The sequence below is a fragment of the Okeania sp. SIO2C9 genome, from assembly GCF_010672455.1.
Lineage (GTDB): Bacteria > Cyanobacteriota > Cyanobacteriia > Cyanobacteriales > Microcoleaceae > Okeania.
Genome location: NZ_JAAHGO010000080.1, coordinates 1 through 15,910 on the forward strand (window position 1 = coordinate 1; position 15,910 = coordinate 15,910).

Below are 15,910 nucleotides of genomic sequence, written 5' to 3' on the forward strand. Positions count from 1 at the left end.
TCACATGAAGCAATGATACTCACTCCCCTGAGTGATGTACAGATTGTCGGGAGCCGGATGCACGGAAACGGGCACGTCCGGATCTAACTGGGAGTTGCCCTGGGTAATACCAGGCTTCGACCCAACCATACTCACACCATCAAAGCACCAGAACAATTATCATCCTGTAAAGCACTCGGAAAACAACTAGCGACAGGAAAAATTTTCATCCCCATCAATAGATTGATATTACATATTCACAAATCCAGCAAATTATCATCCTGTGAAGCTCAAAAAAAAGGCAAGGATATTCCTCTTGCATCCCCAAAAAAATTATAATAGTATGTAATCATTGGTTGCTATTCGCCCCTGTGCATGACTTTTTATTCAACGCAAAAACAGCATTTCGTTATTGAATATATATATAGAAGAGATACTCACACCATCAAAGCACCAGAAAAATTATCATTGTGTGAAGCACTTGGAGAAAAAAGTAAGCATCGGAAAATTTGCCCGCCCCATCAACAATACCGATATTATTCATGTAGAAGCGATCGCTATATTCACAAATCCAGAAAATCATCATCCTGTGAAGCTTAAAAAAAAGCGACAAGGTATTTCCCCTTGAATTCCCAAAAAAATTATGAGACAATTTAATCATTGGGTGTAGCTCGCCCCTGTACATGACTTTTTATTCAACGCAAAAACAGCATTTCGTTACTGAATATATATAGAAGAGATACTCACACCATCAAAGCAACAGAAAAATTATCATTGTGTGAAGCTCAAAAAAAAGGCAAGGATTTTCCTCTTGCATCCTCAAAAAAATTATAGTAGTATGTAATTATTGGGTGCAATTCGCCCCTGCGCATGACTTTTTATTCAACGCAAAAACGGCATTTCGTTACTGAATATATATAGAAGAGATACTCACACCATCAAAGCACCAGAAAAATTATCATTGTGTGAAGCACTACTAGAAAAAGAACTGGCAACAGGAAAAATTTTTACCCCATCAACAGATTGATATTACTTATGCACAAATCCAGAAAATAATCATCCTGTGAAGCACCAAAAAACGGCAAGGTATTTCTCGTTGCATCTCCAAAAAAGTTATGATATGATGTAATCATTAGGTACTGCTCGCCCCATGTATGACTTTTTATTCAACAAAGAAAAAGCTTATATTTTACGTTGATACTTAATCTAAAAATCATTACCACTCAGCAACGCCAAAAAATCTACTAATACCCAGTATTGCTCTTTGACAAATTCCTTTAATTCTAATAATTCCGATTTACGCCAAATCTCTTGTGAACTATTCTCTTTCTTATAAACATGACGGCTAACAAACTTTTTCTCTGTTTTTGAAGGAGGGTAAACACCAAATCTAACTTCTGGCTGAACTAAAGTTGTATCTTTATACTGATAAACTAATTTAAAGTCACTACAAAGTAATTTAGAGGGTAACATCGAATTTGTTCCTTTAACTTGACACTTGCTAGAGTGTTTTTCAAGCAAGCGTTAGACACTCAAAACATAACTATTAATTATATCGCAGTTACTGTAGAATCTCCTGTATTAGACAAAAACCCTACATCCACAGAAAATTTCAAATTCTTCTTAAAGCTTAAACGAAGGAAATTCAATTCCCAAGAGTAATCTTAAACCTCAACAAATATTAACTCGATAAATATTGCCATAAAAATGATATGGTGACTAAGAAATAAGGTTTGAAACCTACGCTTTAAAGCTGAGTTGCTAATAACTAATAACTAATAACTGAAATGTCATATTACATATCACCCAGATTTATAGATAAACTAGCAGTTCACATTACCAAAAATTTCTTAGACTTACCTAGAGTAAGAGTACCTTTAATATTAGGAATACACGGACGAAAAGGAGAAGGAAAAACTTTTCAATGCCAATTAGTATTTGAAAAAATGGGAATAGAACCTGTCACAATATCTGGTGGAGAATTAGAAAGTAAAGATGCGGGAGACCCAGCACGTTTATTACGTTTACGTTATCGAGAAGCGTCGGAAAAAATCAAAGTTCAAGGTCGAATGTGCGTCTTATTTATTAATGACTTAGATGCAGGTGCTGGTAGATTTGATGGGGGTACTCAATATACGGTAAATACTCAATTAGTAAATGCTACTTTGATGAATATTGCTGATAATCCTACTAATGTACAATTGCCTGGTAGTTATGATGAAACTCCCCTACATCGAATACCGATTATTGTGACTGGAAATGATTTTTCTACCCTCTATGCACCTTTAATTAGAGATGGTCGAATGGAGAAATTTTATTGGGAGCCAAATAGAGAAGATAGAATTGGTATAGTGGGTGGTATTTTTAAAACTGATGAACTTTCTGCGGGAGATATTGAAAATTTAGTAGATGAATTTTCTGACCAAGCTATAGATTTTTTCAGTGCTTTACGCAGTCGGATATATGATGAACAGATTCGTGATTTTATTCATCAAGTAGGAATAGAAAATATTTCCAAGCGGGTAGTTAATTCTGTAGAAAAAGTTCCAGATTTTCCCAAACCTAATTTTAATCTCTCCCATCTTCTAGAATATGGAAAATTTATGGTTAGGGAACAACAAAGAATTCGAGAATTACGATTAGTTGAAGAATATAATCAATCTCGATTATTCGGTGGTAATCATGTAGAGCGCTCGGAAAAAGTTGCGCCAAATTCTAACTATTTATCTCCAGAAACAGCTACATCTAATCAGTTAATAGAAAATAGGATTAATCATAACGTTAAAAATAATAATCTCAGTTCAGAAGTTAGACAAAAAGTGCAACAAATTCTCCAAGATGGTTTGAAAATTGGAATGGAATATGCAGATAAACGTAGATATAAAACTGGCTCATGGAAAAGTTGTGGAACAATAGATAGTCAGGGAGAAAAAGAAGTCATAAATGCTGTAGAAAATTGTTTAGCTGAACATCAAAATGATTATGTGAGGTTGATTGGAATTGACTCTAATATAAAGCGCAGATTAGTTGAGAAAATAATTCATAAACCAAATTAGATATTTGAAGGAAGAAGGAAGAAGGAAGAAAAAAGAGGGAAGAAAAAAGAGGGAAGAAGGAAGAAGGAAGAGGGAAGAAAAAAGAGGGAAGAAAAAAGAGGAAAGAAGGAAGACGGGGTAAATATTAAAAACAAGGGATAAACGATAGAAATAAATATCTAAAATGAACTGGATAGACTATTTTTAAGCATATCCTCCTGACTCATGACTCCTGACCAAAAAATAAGGTCTCAACCCTCCCCTTTCAAGCTATCCCTTATAAGGAACTCCTGAAAACCTTTTGGAGAGGAGGGGAGAAGGGAGAAAGAATCATAGTAGATAGGAAAAACTACTTAAGTTATCAAAAAAAATGTACTTTGTTAATACACTTTTTCTCTGACAAAAATCTTTTCAAAGCTTGTACATAACTTGTCTATTTTGTCAATTTTTATGTTAAGTAAAGATGTTTATAAAGCATAGTCTTTCAAGGGGATGAAAAAGCGGTCAAGGGATGGCGAGGTCTCCTCGCCATATCCAATCGACCAAGATAAAATAAAGTTCAATATTTAAGCCTTCTGACTTTAACTAGAGGTACTGATAACTGATAACTGTTAACGAAGTTCCTCCGGAGGAGGCTAACTCAAATGACTCCTCCTAAATTTTAACTAGAGCTTGCTGAATAAACCTGAAAGTATTGACTGATACTGGTTTTAGCATTTTAGATTTGAAAAAAGTATCAGCTTTTCGGCGGAAAAAGCTCAAAAAGCTAGTATTTTGAGATGATTATGACAGAAAAATTGAGAGACAATTCTTACTCTTACCTCCCCTCTCATTCCCATTTCTCCTGTCTCCTGTCTCCTACAAAGAGCAAAAAGACTTTATTCAGAAAACTCTAACTATCTTTCTGTACAGAACTTTCATGCCAATCTTTTAATAGAAAATCTGATAAAACTGTAAACAAAACAAAAATAACTATTCCTAAACCTGTAGTTAAAAATAAAGCAGCAAACATTCTGGGAATTTCTAAGTTGTAACTAGACATTAAAATTTGATAAGCAATACCGGAACGAGTACCTCCTGTACCTGCAACAAATTCTGCTACTACAGCTCCAATTAATGCTAAACCGCCACTAATTCTTAACCCACCTAAAAAATAAGGTAAAGCACTAGGAAATCTCAAATAAATTAGAGTTTGCCAACGAGATGCTCCATATAGCTTAAACATATCGCTCAAGTTTTTATCAACACTATTTAATCCCAAAGTAGTATTAGAAATAATCGGAAAAAATGCGACAATCCAAGCACAGAGAATTAAAGCTGCAAAAGTATTATTTTTGAGCCAGATAATAATTAGAGGAGCAATAGCAACAATAGGAGTAGTTTGTAAAACTACCGCATAGGGAAACAAACTTCTTTCAATTAATTTATTCTGAGCAAATAACATGGAAATGAACACCCCTGAAACTACTGCCACTGCTAAGGCCACAACTGTAATTTTGATGGTAATTAGCAGAGAACCAAATAATTGATTCCATTCCTGAATCATTGCCTGAAATACTAATATTGGGCTTGGTAATAAATAGGGAGGAATATTCATTACTCTCACGGAAATTTCCCAGGTTAGCAGTACGATAATTCCTAAGATGACTGGAGCAATTATCTCAAGAGAAAGGAGCTTATTCAGAATTTTATTTTGTGGTTTGGTTTGTGTTAATAGTTGTTTTTTGTTCTTAGTAATTTCAGTAGGTATCATCAAAGACTAAATTCTATTCTGTATCTGTAGTTTTTTTTGTATAATACCAATTTATCTAAAAGAAGGCTACAAAAAGGACATTGAAAAATTACAGCGTATTTCATCAAGGGTGAGGTACACCCGTCGCGGGCAAGATGTCCGTACTACAAACACTCGATAGTTCATATTTGTACCTTATGTACCTGCAAAAGGAAAGATAAAAATGAAACCTTATTATTTACTAAATGCTGTTACTTTACCAATTAGTCGTGCAAAGGGCTGTAATTTTGTTTTTATGCGAAAGATATGATCGTAAAAAAATCAAAATTAATTTATTATTGTGCTTCTTCCCAGAAAATGTTTACCTGATTATGTATAAGTATAATGATATTAGTAGACTAAGATGAGTTGTCACTAAACTTTATGGCCAAAAACTCAAGTGTAAGTATCATTAAGCATCTTAAGCTAGTATCTAGATTTTGTTACCTTCCATCCAAGTGCAACAAAGCCTAAAATAACTCTGATGATAGCTGAATTATCAAAATTACAGATATAAAATACACTCACTTTAACAAAAACTTTCATCTGAAAGACATATTAATCAGAGAACTGTATGAATGTGGTGCTTTGGAGAAAAAACTGAAAATTAATGAACCTATCCCACTATTTTTAACAGGCTTATTGATTTAAGTAAAATGTGTTTGAAAAGCTTAATTTTTCGTTTTTAACTCTCAAAATATTTAGGGTTTTTAGCAAAAATCTTATTACTGGGATAAGTCCATATCTTTTAATATGCTTTAAACCAATTAACAAGAAATCAGGTGAAAATCTTACATTTTGTTTTGACAACAATCTGATGCACTAACCTCAATATTAAGTAACTTAAAATCTTATAAAATAGTAGGACATTACAAACTTTTATTTATCTTTAAAATATCGGGAGAAGACCTGCGCCATAAGGTAAATTAGTGTGACTGTTGAATCCCGACCAGCAAAAAAATTAATTAGGAGGTTCTTGCTGTTCAATATATTCTTTGAGTTTTTCAAGTGGTGCGCCACTACAACTAGAAATTTAATATCTGCTGGTCTAAAGCACTTTTTTAATCCAATAAACCTTGTTAATGGAACTTAGACAAAAATTATGCAAAAAAAGTCCTTTGGTGTTGGGTACTTCACAAGTCCTTAAATTACATAAACAATCGAATTACAGTTATTAGCCTGAAAGAGGCCAATTCCACTCCTCTTCTCTCTGAAAATGTCTACTCTATCAGATTATCTAGTAGGAAAAAAATGACTTTATCCTTCAAGCAATTGACTTTATATTTTTCTCTATTATCTATTGGTGGTGGTACAGGATGGTTAGGTCATCGTTATGTCCAAACCAAAGGTTTGACTATAGACTCTAATGTAATACCTGTAGTTAAGCAGCAACCGACAGATTACCCGTCACATTCAAACTCTGAAAATGCTTTACTCGAACCGACTAACTATAACTTTATTGCTCAAGCAGTAGAAAAAGTTGGTCCAGCAGTAGTCCGTATAGATGCAGCTAAAAAATTAACAACTCAAGTTCCAGAAGCTTTTCAAAATCCCTTATTTAAACGTTTCTTTGGAGAAAATTTACCTATTCCAGAAGAACGCGTTAAACGTGGTACTGGTTCTGGGGTAATTATTAACTCTAATGGTCGCTTAATTACAAATGCTCATGTAGTTAGTGGAGCTGATACAGTTCAGGTAACACTCAAAGATGGCCGAGTTTTTGAAGGTCAGGTTAAAGGTGTAGACTCACTAACAGATGTGGCTGTAATTGAAATTGAGGCCACAGGTCTACCAGAAGTGTCCATTGGTAAATCAGAAAAATTAATTCCGGGACAATGGGCGATCGCTATTGGCAATCCTCTCGGTTTAGACAATACTGTAACGGTAGGAATTATCAGTGCTATTGGTCGTAGTAGTTCTCAAGTAGGTATTCCAGACAAACGAGTCCGTTTTATTCAAACAGATGCCGCAATTAATCCTGGCAACTCTGGTGGACCACTTTTGAATAGTCGTGGTCAAGTAATTGGCATCAATACAGCTATTAGAGCTGACGCCCAAGGATTAGGATTTGCTATTCCCATAGAAACTGCAAAAAGAATTGCGGATGAGTTATTTGATAATGGAAAAGTAGAGCATCCATTTTTAGGTATTTCAATGGTCGATTTAACTCCAGAAGTCAGACATGAAATTAATAAACGACTAGAGACGAATATTCAGCAAAATCAGGGTGTTGTGATTATGCGAATTATAGAAGATTCTCCGGCAGCTAAAGCTGGTTTACGTCAAGGAGATGTAATTCAAAAAGTAGGTGGAGTAGCAGTTAAAAGTCCAGTAGAAGTTCAGCAACAGGTAGAACAAAGTTTAGTTGGAAAAGATTTAGCAGTAGAAGTAATTCGTAATCGTAAAATTGCTAAAATTCTCGTGAAACCCGATACTTTTCCCCTCTCAGTCGAATCTGAATAAATAGACATCTCCATAAAATAGGGAATAGGGAGTAGGCAGTAGGGAGAAATAATTGATAATTTCTGTGTGAGAATTGATTTTATTTTTGATTTTTGGAGATGTCTAATAAACATCTCCAAAAAAGAATAGACTTTTTGCAGAAGTAGGCAAAAGCTTATCTGGAAACAGGGAAGAAAATTTATGAAAAAAGTACATAAAACATAATCCATAAGTGTAATTTTCACTCCTATATCTAATGTTGATTTAATTAATAATAATAGAGTTTGTCTTACATTTAATCTTAACTTAATACTTAAGTAGGTAGGTGCAATTAAATGTAGGATTTATGATCATAAAAATAGTAGGGACGTTCCATGGAGCGTCCCTACAAAGGTTTCAGAAGAAGTTTCTTTTGGAGATATAGCACAAGGAAGAAGGTAAAATTAGGCGTTATTTGAGTTTTAAGCTTTTGATATGTCTTAACCTTTCCTTAGACTTCTATATCTATGTTTGACTATTATAGAAATACAGAAACTAAGTATTTTTTAAGTTTAACATTAGCTATTTATCAATATTTATCTTTTTTTTTGGTTTAATACCAAGCGTGAAAAAAGAATGTTACGAATAATAATAGGAATAAAAATACTTTACCGAATTATTAATAATTAATTCTTAATAATTAAATAATTCTGGTTTAAAGCCTCCCCTTTTAAGGGGAAAAAAGCGGTCGATCTTCGCAGCTTCCCGAAGGGTGGGATGGATGGGTTTCCTAACCATATCCAATCGACCAAGAGAAGAAATAATATTTCCTTATATTAAATTCCGTAACGGTTAAAACCCGAGGTAATTATCAATTATCCATTAATGAAAGGATATTCGATTTGACAAAAAAAATGATTTTTGACCTTAAAAATGGTATTGAAGCCATTCCCATACAAATCCTGACTCCTGACTCCTAAGAAATATCCTAGTTATTTGTAGCAAAAATTTATCAATTTGGTTTAATACCCCGCTGTCTACACGGTGTTTATAATTGGTTGGGGTTTGAGTCTCCATCCACTTTTTCCTCCCCCCTTTCAAAGGGGAGCAAGGGGGAATGCCTTCTTCCTTATTCCTTCTTCAGCAAATATCAACTAAAACCATAAATTATGACAACAATTATTACCAGCTCCCAGTTAGAATTAACATTAACAGAAGTCGCAGGAACAATATTTTCTATTACTGGTAATGATACTTTTATTTTGACCGCTGACAATGGTCAAAACTTTTTTGTTGACCTCATAGATGAACTAAATACTTCAATCTTAGGCTTACAAATTGGTCAATCAATCACAGTAACAGGGTTTATAAACTTAGAAGATAACCGATTAAATCTAATAAATACTATTCTGATTAATGATGATTCAACCAGACCTCCACCACCAATTGTCGGACTACAAACTATATTTGGAACTGTTGGTTTTGTAGTTGACGATCGCCAATTTATTTTAAATTCTAATGGTCAAATATACTTTGTTAACTTATTAGATGAATTTAATGCCATAGCTTTAAATTTACAGCCAAATCAACCCATCGCAATTTCTGGAACTGTAACTCTAGAAAATGGCAGAATAGATGTTAATAGTACCAGTATTATTGATGGTGTAAATATTCCTACTCCACCTCCTTTTATACCAGACGGTCAATTTCCACCAGGTTCCATTATTGGCAATAATACTCCTCAGTTTATTCAAGGCACCCCTAACAATGACACCGTTTTTGGACTAGGTGGTAATGATACAATTGATGGGCAAGCAGGTCAAGATAGTTTGTTTGGTAGTCCCGGGAGCGATAGTATCTTTGCGGGTATAGGCAATGACACCATTTTTGGCAATGAAGGAGCTGATACCATTAATGGCGAAATAGGAGATGATAGTATTCTGGGCAACCAAGATAACGATCTTCTAGGTGGTGGTGAGGGCAATGATACTGTCGTAGGTAATGAAGGTAGTGATGAGATAGATGGGGGTGGGGGTGATGATAGTCTGGTCGGTAATGTTGGTAGTGATAGTATATTTGGTAATGTCGGCAATGATAGTATTGGTGGGAATGAAGATAGCGATCGCCTGGATGGTGGAATAGGGAATGATAGTGTTGCTGGAAATGAAGGAAATGATAGTATTTTTGGCAATGATGGTAACGATAGTATTTTTGGTAATCAAGATAATGACCGTCTGGAGGGAAATTCAGGTAATGATACTATTCGTGGAGGTAAGGGTAACGATATAGTTGATGGTGGTTTTGATTCTGATTTCATTTTAGGAGAGTTGGGTAATGATGAATTGAGTGGTGGAGAATCTGAAGATTTGATATTTGGTGGTAAAGATAATGATTTTCTTGATGGTGGTGGAGGAAATGATACCCTCAGTGGAGATTTGAGTAATGATACTATTGTTGGTGGTATTGGTGATGATTTTATTATTGGTGCAGGTCGTCAGTCTGGAGAAAATGAGATTGATTTTTTGACGGGTAGTGCAGGTGCTGATACATTTGTTTTGGGTAATAGTGATGTTGCTTTTTACAGTGGTGCAGGTAGTAGTGATTATGGAGTAATTGTTGATTTTAATAATCTCGAAGGTGATGTAATTATTGAATTTGGTGGTGATGGAGTTGTGTTGGGTCCTTCTCCTATAGAGACTCAAGGAGGTACTGGAATTTTTGTGAATGGGGATCTAATTGCGATTTTTATTGGTGTCACGGAATTGGAAGTTCAAAGTGGATTAATTTTGATTTAGCGTAGGGGCGAATGGCCATTCGCCCTTACAGGTTTTTGGTCGCCCTTACAGGTTTTTGGTCGCCCTTACAGGTTTTTGGTTATGACGATGTGGTTCAAAGATCGGTAAAAGTAAGCGAGGGCGAATACCATTCGCCCCTACAGCAGAGACTCTACATATAGGGAGAGAGAGGGCGAATACCATTTACCCCTACAGATGCAAGACTTACGCAGAGATTCTACATATAGGGAGGGCCAATACCATTCGCCCCTACAAATGGTGGTTTCAAAGTCAATTTGCGTAAGTCTTGATTTAAGTTTTTTCAGGCTTTTATATCAAACCCGCTCAATTCAGCAACGCTAAAAAAGGTTCCATCAGAGCGCCATTGCCAAATCTTTCTCCATCTCCCGACATTCCCCATACCTCCCACACCTCCCACACCTCCCACACTCCCCACACTCCCCACACTCCCCTACTCCCCATCTCCCCATCTCCCTCAACCCCTAATCTTCATCCCCTGACCTGCTAACCATCCAGTTGTCCATGCACTTTGAAAATTAAAACCCCCTGTAACTCCATCAATATCTAATATTTCACCAGCAAAATATAACCCCTGACAACAACGACTTTCCATAGTTTTAAAATTAATTTCTTTCAAACTCACCCCACCACAAGTAACAAACTCTTCCTTAAAAACCCCTTTACCCTGAACTTGATATTTACCTTGAGTTAATTCTAGAATCAACTTGTTAATAGCTTTCTTTGATAACTCCCCCCAACGTTTTTGCGGGTCAATATCCGCAGCAATAATTAAACTTTCCCACAAACGACGTGGTAAAGAAAACGGACAACTATTAACGATCGCTTTCTTTTCCTGAGTTTTAAGTGCTAATAACTGTGTTCGTACATCTTCTGGGTTAAGGTGAGATAACCAATTAATCAATAAATTAGCTTGATAGTCATTTTCATGGAGAAATCTTGCACCCCAAGCAGATAATTTCAAAACTGCCGGACCACTTAAACCCCAGTGAGTAACAAGTACAGGTCCGATTTGTTTTAATTTAGCCATCGGCAATTGTAAACAAACATTCTCAACCGAAATACCTGCCAATCCTTGGAAACGTGGGTCAGAAATCTTGAAAGTAAATAGAGAAGGTACAGGTGCTGCAACCTGATGACCCAATGCTTTTGCCCAACGATAACCAAGAGGACTACTGCCAGTTGCTAAGAGTAGGCGATCGCATTCCACAATTTCTCCCGATTTTAATCTGATTTCAAATAAATTATTATCCCCCACCGTTGACTTTCGTGCTACAGAAACCACTGCTGCACCCGTGCGAATATTCACACCTCGGTCTAATGCGACCCTAGTTAAACACTCAACAATTGTAGCAGAATCATTAGTAGTAGGAAACATCCGTCCATCTGCTTCTGTTTTTAACTGTACCCCTCTCGCAGTAAACCATTCCACAGTATCACGAGCCTGAAATTGACTAAATGCACCCCGAAGCGCTTTACTTCCCCTGGGGTAATTTTGAACAAAAATCCCTGGATCGAAGCAAGCGTGAGTAACATTACAACGACCACCGCCAGATATACGCACTTTAGCCAGAGTTTGCCGCCCTGCTTCTAAGATGGTCACATTAGTGTGGGGGGTGCTACAGGCGATTGCTCCAAAAAAACCTGCTGCTCCCCCACCTACAACTACAATTTTAAGAGATGGAAAAGACATTTGGCGTTGCTGAATTAGTGTATGATATTAGTCTTAATCACTTAGGAGTCAGGAGTCAGGAGTCAGGAGGGAAGAAAGAGGAGTAGAAGGAGAAAGTTTTTTGCTCGCTCTCTTATCCGGACATGACATCATACCTCAAATCACCAACGCCGACATTTTATATATATTAGACATCTCCAATAATAAAAAATAAAATTAATTATCGTAAATAAATAATCAATTCTTTTCCTTTACTCTGTACGGACGTTGCATGCAACGTCCCTACTCCCTACTCCCTCTTTTCCAGAGAGGTTTATTAGTTACTCTTCTACTGGTTCAAAATCATCTTTACCAACCCCGCAAACTGGGCAAACCCAATCATCGGGAATTTCTTCAAAAGGTGTTCCTGCTGCTATTCCTGAATCTTCGTCTCCTTCTTCTGGGTCATATATATATCCACAAGCATTACAGACATATTTTTTCATTTTAATCTATTCCTCTCTAATAGTTCACCTGGATTTTACAAGTTTGTGGGTTAGAGGTTCCACTGTCAAATTGCAAAGTTTTGTTAATTTTTTGGGTTGTCCTGCTCGCGTAATGGTGAAGAGATATATTTTTTAATTTCTTCCCAAATTCCCCACATTCCCCTCTCAGGAAAGGTTAGGGGTGGGTCTCCAAACTCCCTACACTCTCTCTAACATTACTATGTACCACCAGCACTTTTTGATGGTCTTTTACTCACTTCGGTCAAAGTAGACCAAAGCAAGAATGTTTTCCGGAATGTCTGTACTGTTAATTGTAGTTTTGGATTTGTGGTTTATCTATCTGAAAAATGGGGGATGAAGGGTCAACAATTAATAATTAATAATTACCTCTGCTTGAAAACGGATAGGATTGACGTGGTAGGGAAAATTTTTTCTTTTTTCTCCTTTAAAGAAGAGGCTTTATACCTTAATGATTCAGTAATTTTTACTACTATCTTCTGACTCTTTTTTTCCAGATATCTAAATATGTGTTTTTACAGGCAGATGTATGAATTTAATTTTAATTTGCGACAATTATTAATTGTTAAATTAAATCAGCTTTGACCAGAATTTAATTCTAACAGGACTTACGCAAATTATTAGACAATACGCTATCCGTAGGGGTTCATTAATTGATAATGGATAATTGATAATTACTTCTGGTTAAAACCGTCCTTGATTGAAGATAAGGAAATATGATTTATTCTCTTGTTCGATTGGATATGGTTAGGAAACCCATCCATCCCACCCTACGGGAAGCTACGAATATCGACCGTTTTTTCCCCTTAAAAGGGGAGGCTTCAAGGCGCGAATTATTTAATTAGGGTTTGCTTAAAAAGTCTCATGGGTAAGGGTAGGATACAGGATACAGGATACAGGATAAATGGGAATTATAGAGGAGGTAGGAGGAAGAATAATCCCTTGATTATTCTGCACAACTATGAGCCTAAAATATGCTTTTTTTTGAGCATTAAGAGCTGAATAAAAGGCACTTTTCTCGACCTCAAAAAGGCTAAAACATTTATCTGTCAATCCTTTGATATTTAATCAGCAAGCCCTAATTATTAATTATTAATTATTAATTATTAATTATTCGGTAAATGCCTATGTGTAGAGGGCGAATGCCATTCGCCCCTACTAGATATAACGGTTCTGCGTAAGTCCTGTCTAAGTAAAAAAAAACTAATAAAACAGGTAACAAATGGAAACTGAACTCACGCCTAATGGCAATAACTTACTCGCCACCGATAATGCAGAAGCGATCGCTCTTTCCTCTGGAGAACTCGCTAATTTTCCCGATGGGTTAGCTGCTCTTGGTGGCAACGATACAGTTACGGGGTCTTCAGACTCAGAAGTTATCATGGGAAACCGGGGTGAAGATAGTATTGTTGGTGGAGGAGGCAATGATACTTTAATGGGTGGTAAAGACAATGATACAGTAGAAGGAGGTAATGGTAACGACTTAGTCCGTGGCGATCGCGAAGCTGATGTTGTTAGAGGGGGCAATGGTGGGGATAGTTTATTTGGTGGCAAAAATAACGACCGCCTCTTTGGGGATGGGGGCAATGATATTTTATTTGGCGATCGGGATAATGACACTCTCAGTGGTGGTTTGGGGCAAGATACTCTTAATGGTGGAGCAGGTAGCGATGTCTTTGTCTTAGAAAATGGTGCAGGTGTGGATGAAATAGCTGACTTTGAAAATGGTATTGATATAATTCAACTACCTAATGGTTTAAGTTTTGACAATATCAGTTTACAAAATAGTGGTGGTAGTCAGCAAAATACTGCGATAGTCGATCGTCTCACTGGAGAAACTATAGCGCTAGTAAATAATGTATCTGCAGAGAGTCTCAGCAGCGGCAATTTTTTATTTGAAGGGGGTTCAAATACTGAAACAGATAATCAAAATTTCATTAATAGAGTTGTCGATCTGACCAACCAAGAACGCACCCAGTTGGGTTTGTCTCCCCTGAGTACAGACCCATTGTTAGGTCAGGCAGCGCAGACTCACACAGAGAATATGGCACTGCAAGACTTTGTTGAGCATACAGGGTTAGATGGTTCGTCGGCAGGCGATCGCATTGAAGCTACCGGTTATGATTTTTCAGCTTGGGCAGAAAATATTGCGGCAGGGCAGTTGACACCGGAAGAAGTAGTAGAAGGATGGATGAATAGTCCAGGACATCGTGCCAACATTCTCGATCCAAATTTGCAGGAAATTGGTGTTGGTTACTATTTCTTAGAAAATGATACTGGTAACGTTAATTTCAATCATTATTGGACACAAGTATTTGGAACACCTTAGCGGAGGAGCGGGGGAGTAGGGGAGTGTGGGAGTGTGGGGAGTGTGGGGAGTGTGGGGAGTGTGGGGAGTGTGGGGAGTGTGGGGAGTGTGGGGAGTGTGGAGACCCACCCCTCGCCCCTCCCCCTCCCAGGAGGGGAAGATGGGGAGATAAAGAAAGATTTGACGGCGCTATGAGTGGAATACCCCACACCTCATCCGCAGTGTCTACAAGCTTACCCTTGGATCGATCCAGTGGAGCTGCAACTTTTCAGTATCCCCATCCACTTTTCCAGTCTTTCCTTCTTCCTTCTTTCTTCTTCCTTCTTGCTTCTTTAAGATATAATTTAGAGCAAAATAACTTCCATTTATCAAAATAATTGGGTCACGCAACCCCACCTTTTAAGGCGAAATATTTTTGGAGAGTTGCTCAAATCCCCTACTTCCCCTCCTGGGAGGGGGAGGGGCGAGGGGTGGGTTAACTTCTGACTCTCTTGGTGCGCGTTCCCTTGCGACTGGCGTCGTCGCGGGGTCGCACCGCTTCTAACTTCTAACTTCTGACTTCATTATGGCACTAGCACCTTTATTTCCTATTTTACATCCAATATTAAAATCGGCTTTTCCTAATTGTTTATGGCAAGGAAATACACAAAAATCAGAAATTACTCTTACTTTTGATGATGGACCACACCCAGAATATACACTTCAATTATTAGAAATTCTGGATAAATATCAGATTAAAGCTAACTTTTTTTGGTTAGGTATATGTATAGATCGTTATCCAGAAGTAGCTAAAGCTGTATATGAAAAAGGTCATTGGATTGGTTTACATGGCTACGAACATATATCATTTCCTAAACTAACTCCTATTCAACTTAAATCTAGTTTAAAAAAAACACAGCTTTCTATTTACAATGCTTGTGGATTAGAAGCAAAATTAGTTTGTGATGTTCGTCCTCCCAATGGCGTATTTCTACCTCAAACTTTAAAACTCTTACAGGAATGGGGATATCGAAATGTTATGTGGAGTGTAGTACCTGAAGATTGGGTCAGACCAGGAATTTCAGTTGTAGCTAATCGAGTAGTTCAGCAAACCTCTAATGGTTCTATTATTGTTTTGCATGATGGATGTTATGGTGGTCAAGATGTGGCAAAAATAGCTGCGGAAATAATTCCAATTTTACTAGAAAAAAATTACGATTTTATTACTATAGACCAAATGTGGCAAACAAATAAAGCAGATAGAATTAAGTAAGGAAAGATAGATCGATAAATAAATATATTTATCATCTTTCTCTTCTTGCCTCTTATACCAAGCGTGAAAAAAGAATGTTTAGAATAATCAGGACGCTCAAAAAAATCTACAGGAAATTTTCCTGTGACTAAAAAGATAAGTTACGACCTAAAAAAT

13 protein-coding genes are annotated in these 15,910 nt (G+C 36.7%); 7 read left to right on the plus strand and 6 right to left on the minus strand.

All coding sequences use genetic code 11. The features are described from left to right. Window positions 1-391: 391 nt before the first annotated feature. The gene (locus tag F6K23_RS33575; RefSeq protein WP_293164417.1) at window positions 392-607 is read left to right on the plus strand and encodes a hypothetical protein; all 216 of its coding nucleotides are present in this window, start codon (window positions 392-394) and stop codon (window positions 605-607) included. Window positions 608-986: 379 nt separating this feature from the next. On the opposite strand, the gene F6K23_RS33580 is transcribed toward F6K23_RS33575, so the two are convergent. Both F6K23_RS33580 and F6K23_RS33585 read right to left on the minus strand, forming a co-directional pair. Beyond that, window positions 987-1,112 carry a hypothetical protein gene (locus F6K23_RS33580; RefSeq protein ID WP_293164420.1) on the minus strand — a complete coding sequence of 42 codons (126 nt, stop codon included), beginning with the start codon at window positions 1,110-1,112 and terminating at the stop codon, window positions 987-989. A 73-nt stretch (window positions 1,113-1,185) separates the two neighbouring features. Then, window positions 1,186-1,452 (minus strand): hypothetical protein, encoded by a 267-nt coding sequence (locus F6K23_RS33585; protein ID WP_293164423.1) that lies wholly within the window; start codon window positions 1,450-1,452, stop codon window positions 1,186-1,188. 314 nt (window positions 1,453-1,766) lie between these two features. Between F6K23_RS33585 and F6K23_RS33590 the strand changes: the two genes are divergently transcribed. Continuing rightward, the gene (locus F6K23_RS33590; protein ID WP_293164426.1) at window positions 1,767-3,035 is read left to right on the plus strand and encodes a ribulose bisphosphate carboxylase small subunit; all 1,269 of its coding nucleotides are present in this window, start codon (window positions 1,767-1,769) and stop codon (window positions 3,033-3,035) included. Between the two features lie 871 nt (window positions 3,036-3,906). Here the strand turns inward: F6K23_RS33590 and F6K23_RS33595 are convergent. Continuing rightward, window positions 3,907-4,767 carry an ABC transporter permease gene (locus F6K23_RS33595; protein ID WP_293164429.1) on the minus strand — a complete coding sequence of 287 codons (861 nt, stop codon included), beginning with the start codon at window positions 4,765-4,767 and terminating at the stop codon, window positions 3,907-3,909. A 1,269-nt stretch (window positions 4,768-6,036) separates the two neighbouring features. Between F6K23_RS33595 and F6K23_RS33600 the strand changes: the two genes are divergently transcribed. Both F6K23_RS33600 and F6K23_RS33605 read left to right on the plus strand, forming a co-directional pair. Beyond that, window positions 6,037-7,248 carry an HhoA/HhoB/HtrA family serine endopeptidase gene (locus F6K23_RS33600; RefSeq protein ID WP_293164432.1) on the plus strand — a complete coding sequence of 404 codons (1,212 nt, stop codon included), beginning with the start codon at window positions 6,037-6,039 and terminating at the stop codon, window positions 7,246-7,248. A gap of 1,127 nt (window positions 7,249-8,375) precedes the next feature. Further along, complete coding sequence (locus tag F6K23_RS33605; protein WP_293164435.1) at window positions 8,376-10,001, plus strand: calcium-binding protein; 1,626 nt, start codon at window positions 8,376-8,378, stop codon at window positions 9,999-10,001. 324 nt (window positions 10,002-10,325) lie between these two features. Here the strand turns inward: F6K23_RS33605 and F6K23_RS33610 are convergent, their stop codons facing one another. The 3 genes from F6K23_RS33610 to rd all read right to left on the minus strand — a co-directional run bounded on the left by F6K23_RS33610 (window position 10,326) and on the right by rd (window position 12,176). Continuing rightward, the gene (locus F6K23_RS33610; protein ID WP_293164438.1) at window positions 10,326-10,463 is read right to left on the minus strand and encodes a hypothetical protein; all 138 of its coding nucleotides are present in this window, start codon (window positions 10,461-10,463) and stop codon (window positions 10,326-10,328) included. Window positions 10,464-10,476: 13 nt separating this feature from the next. Continuing rightward, complete coding sequence (locus F6K23_RS33615; protein WP_293164440.1) at window positions 10,477-11,712, minus strand: NAD(P)/FAD-dependent oxidoreductase; 1,236 nt, start codon at window positions 11,710-11,712, stop codon at window positions 10,477-10,479. A 299-nt stretch (window positions 11,713-12,011) separates the two neighbouring features. Further along, a complete protein-coding gene (gene rd, locus F6K23_RS33620) occupies window positions 12,012-12,176 on the minus strand; it encodes a rubredoxin (protein WP_293164442.1) in 165 nt (54 codons plus the stop codon). Window positions 12,177-13,416: 1,240 nt separating this feature from the next. Between rd and F6K23_RS33625 the strand changes: the two genes are divergently transcribed. The 3 genes from F6K23_RS33625 to F6K23_RS33635 all read left to right on the plus strand — a co-directional run bounded on the left by F6K23_RS33625 (window position 13,417) and on the right by F6K23_RS33635 (window position 15,754). Continuing rightward, the gene (locus F6K23_RS33625; RefSeq protein ID WP_293164445.1) at window positions 13,417-14,523 is read left to right on the plus strand and encodes a CAP domain-containing protein; all 1,107 of its coding nucleotides are present in this window, start codon (window positions 13,417-13,419) and stop codon (window positions 14,521-14,523) included. A gap of 25 nt (window positions 14,524-14,548) precedes the next feature. Then, window positions 14,549-14,674, plus strand: coding sequence for a hypothetical protein (locus F6K23_RS33630; protein WP_293164448.1), 126 nt, complete (start codon window positions 14,549-14,551; stop codon window positions 14,672-14,674). A 393-nt stretch (window positions 14,675-15,067) separates the two neighbouring features. Then, window positions 15,068-15,754, plus strand: a complete 687-nt coding sequence (locus tag F6K23_RS33635) for a polysaccharide deacetylase family protein (RefSeq protein ID WP_293164451.1) — start codon at window positions 15,068-15,070, stop codon at window positions 15,752-15,754. Window positions 15,755-15,910 lie beyond the last annotated feature (156 nt).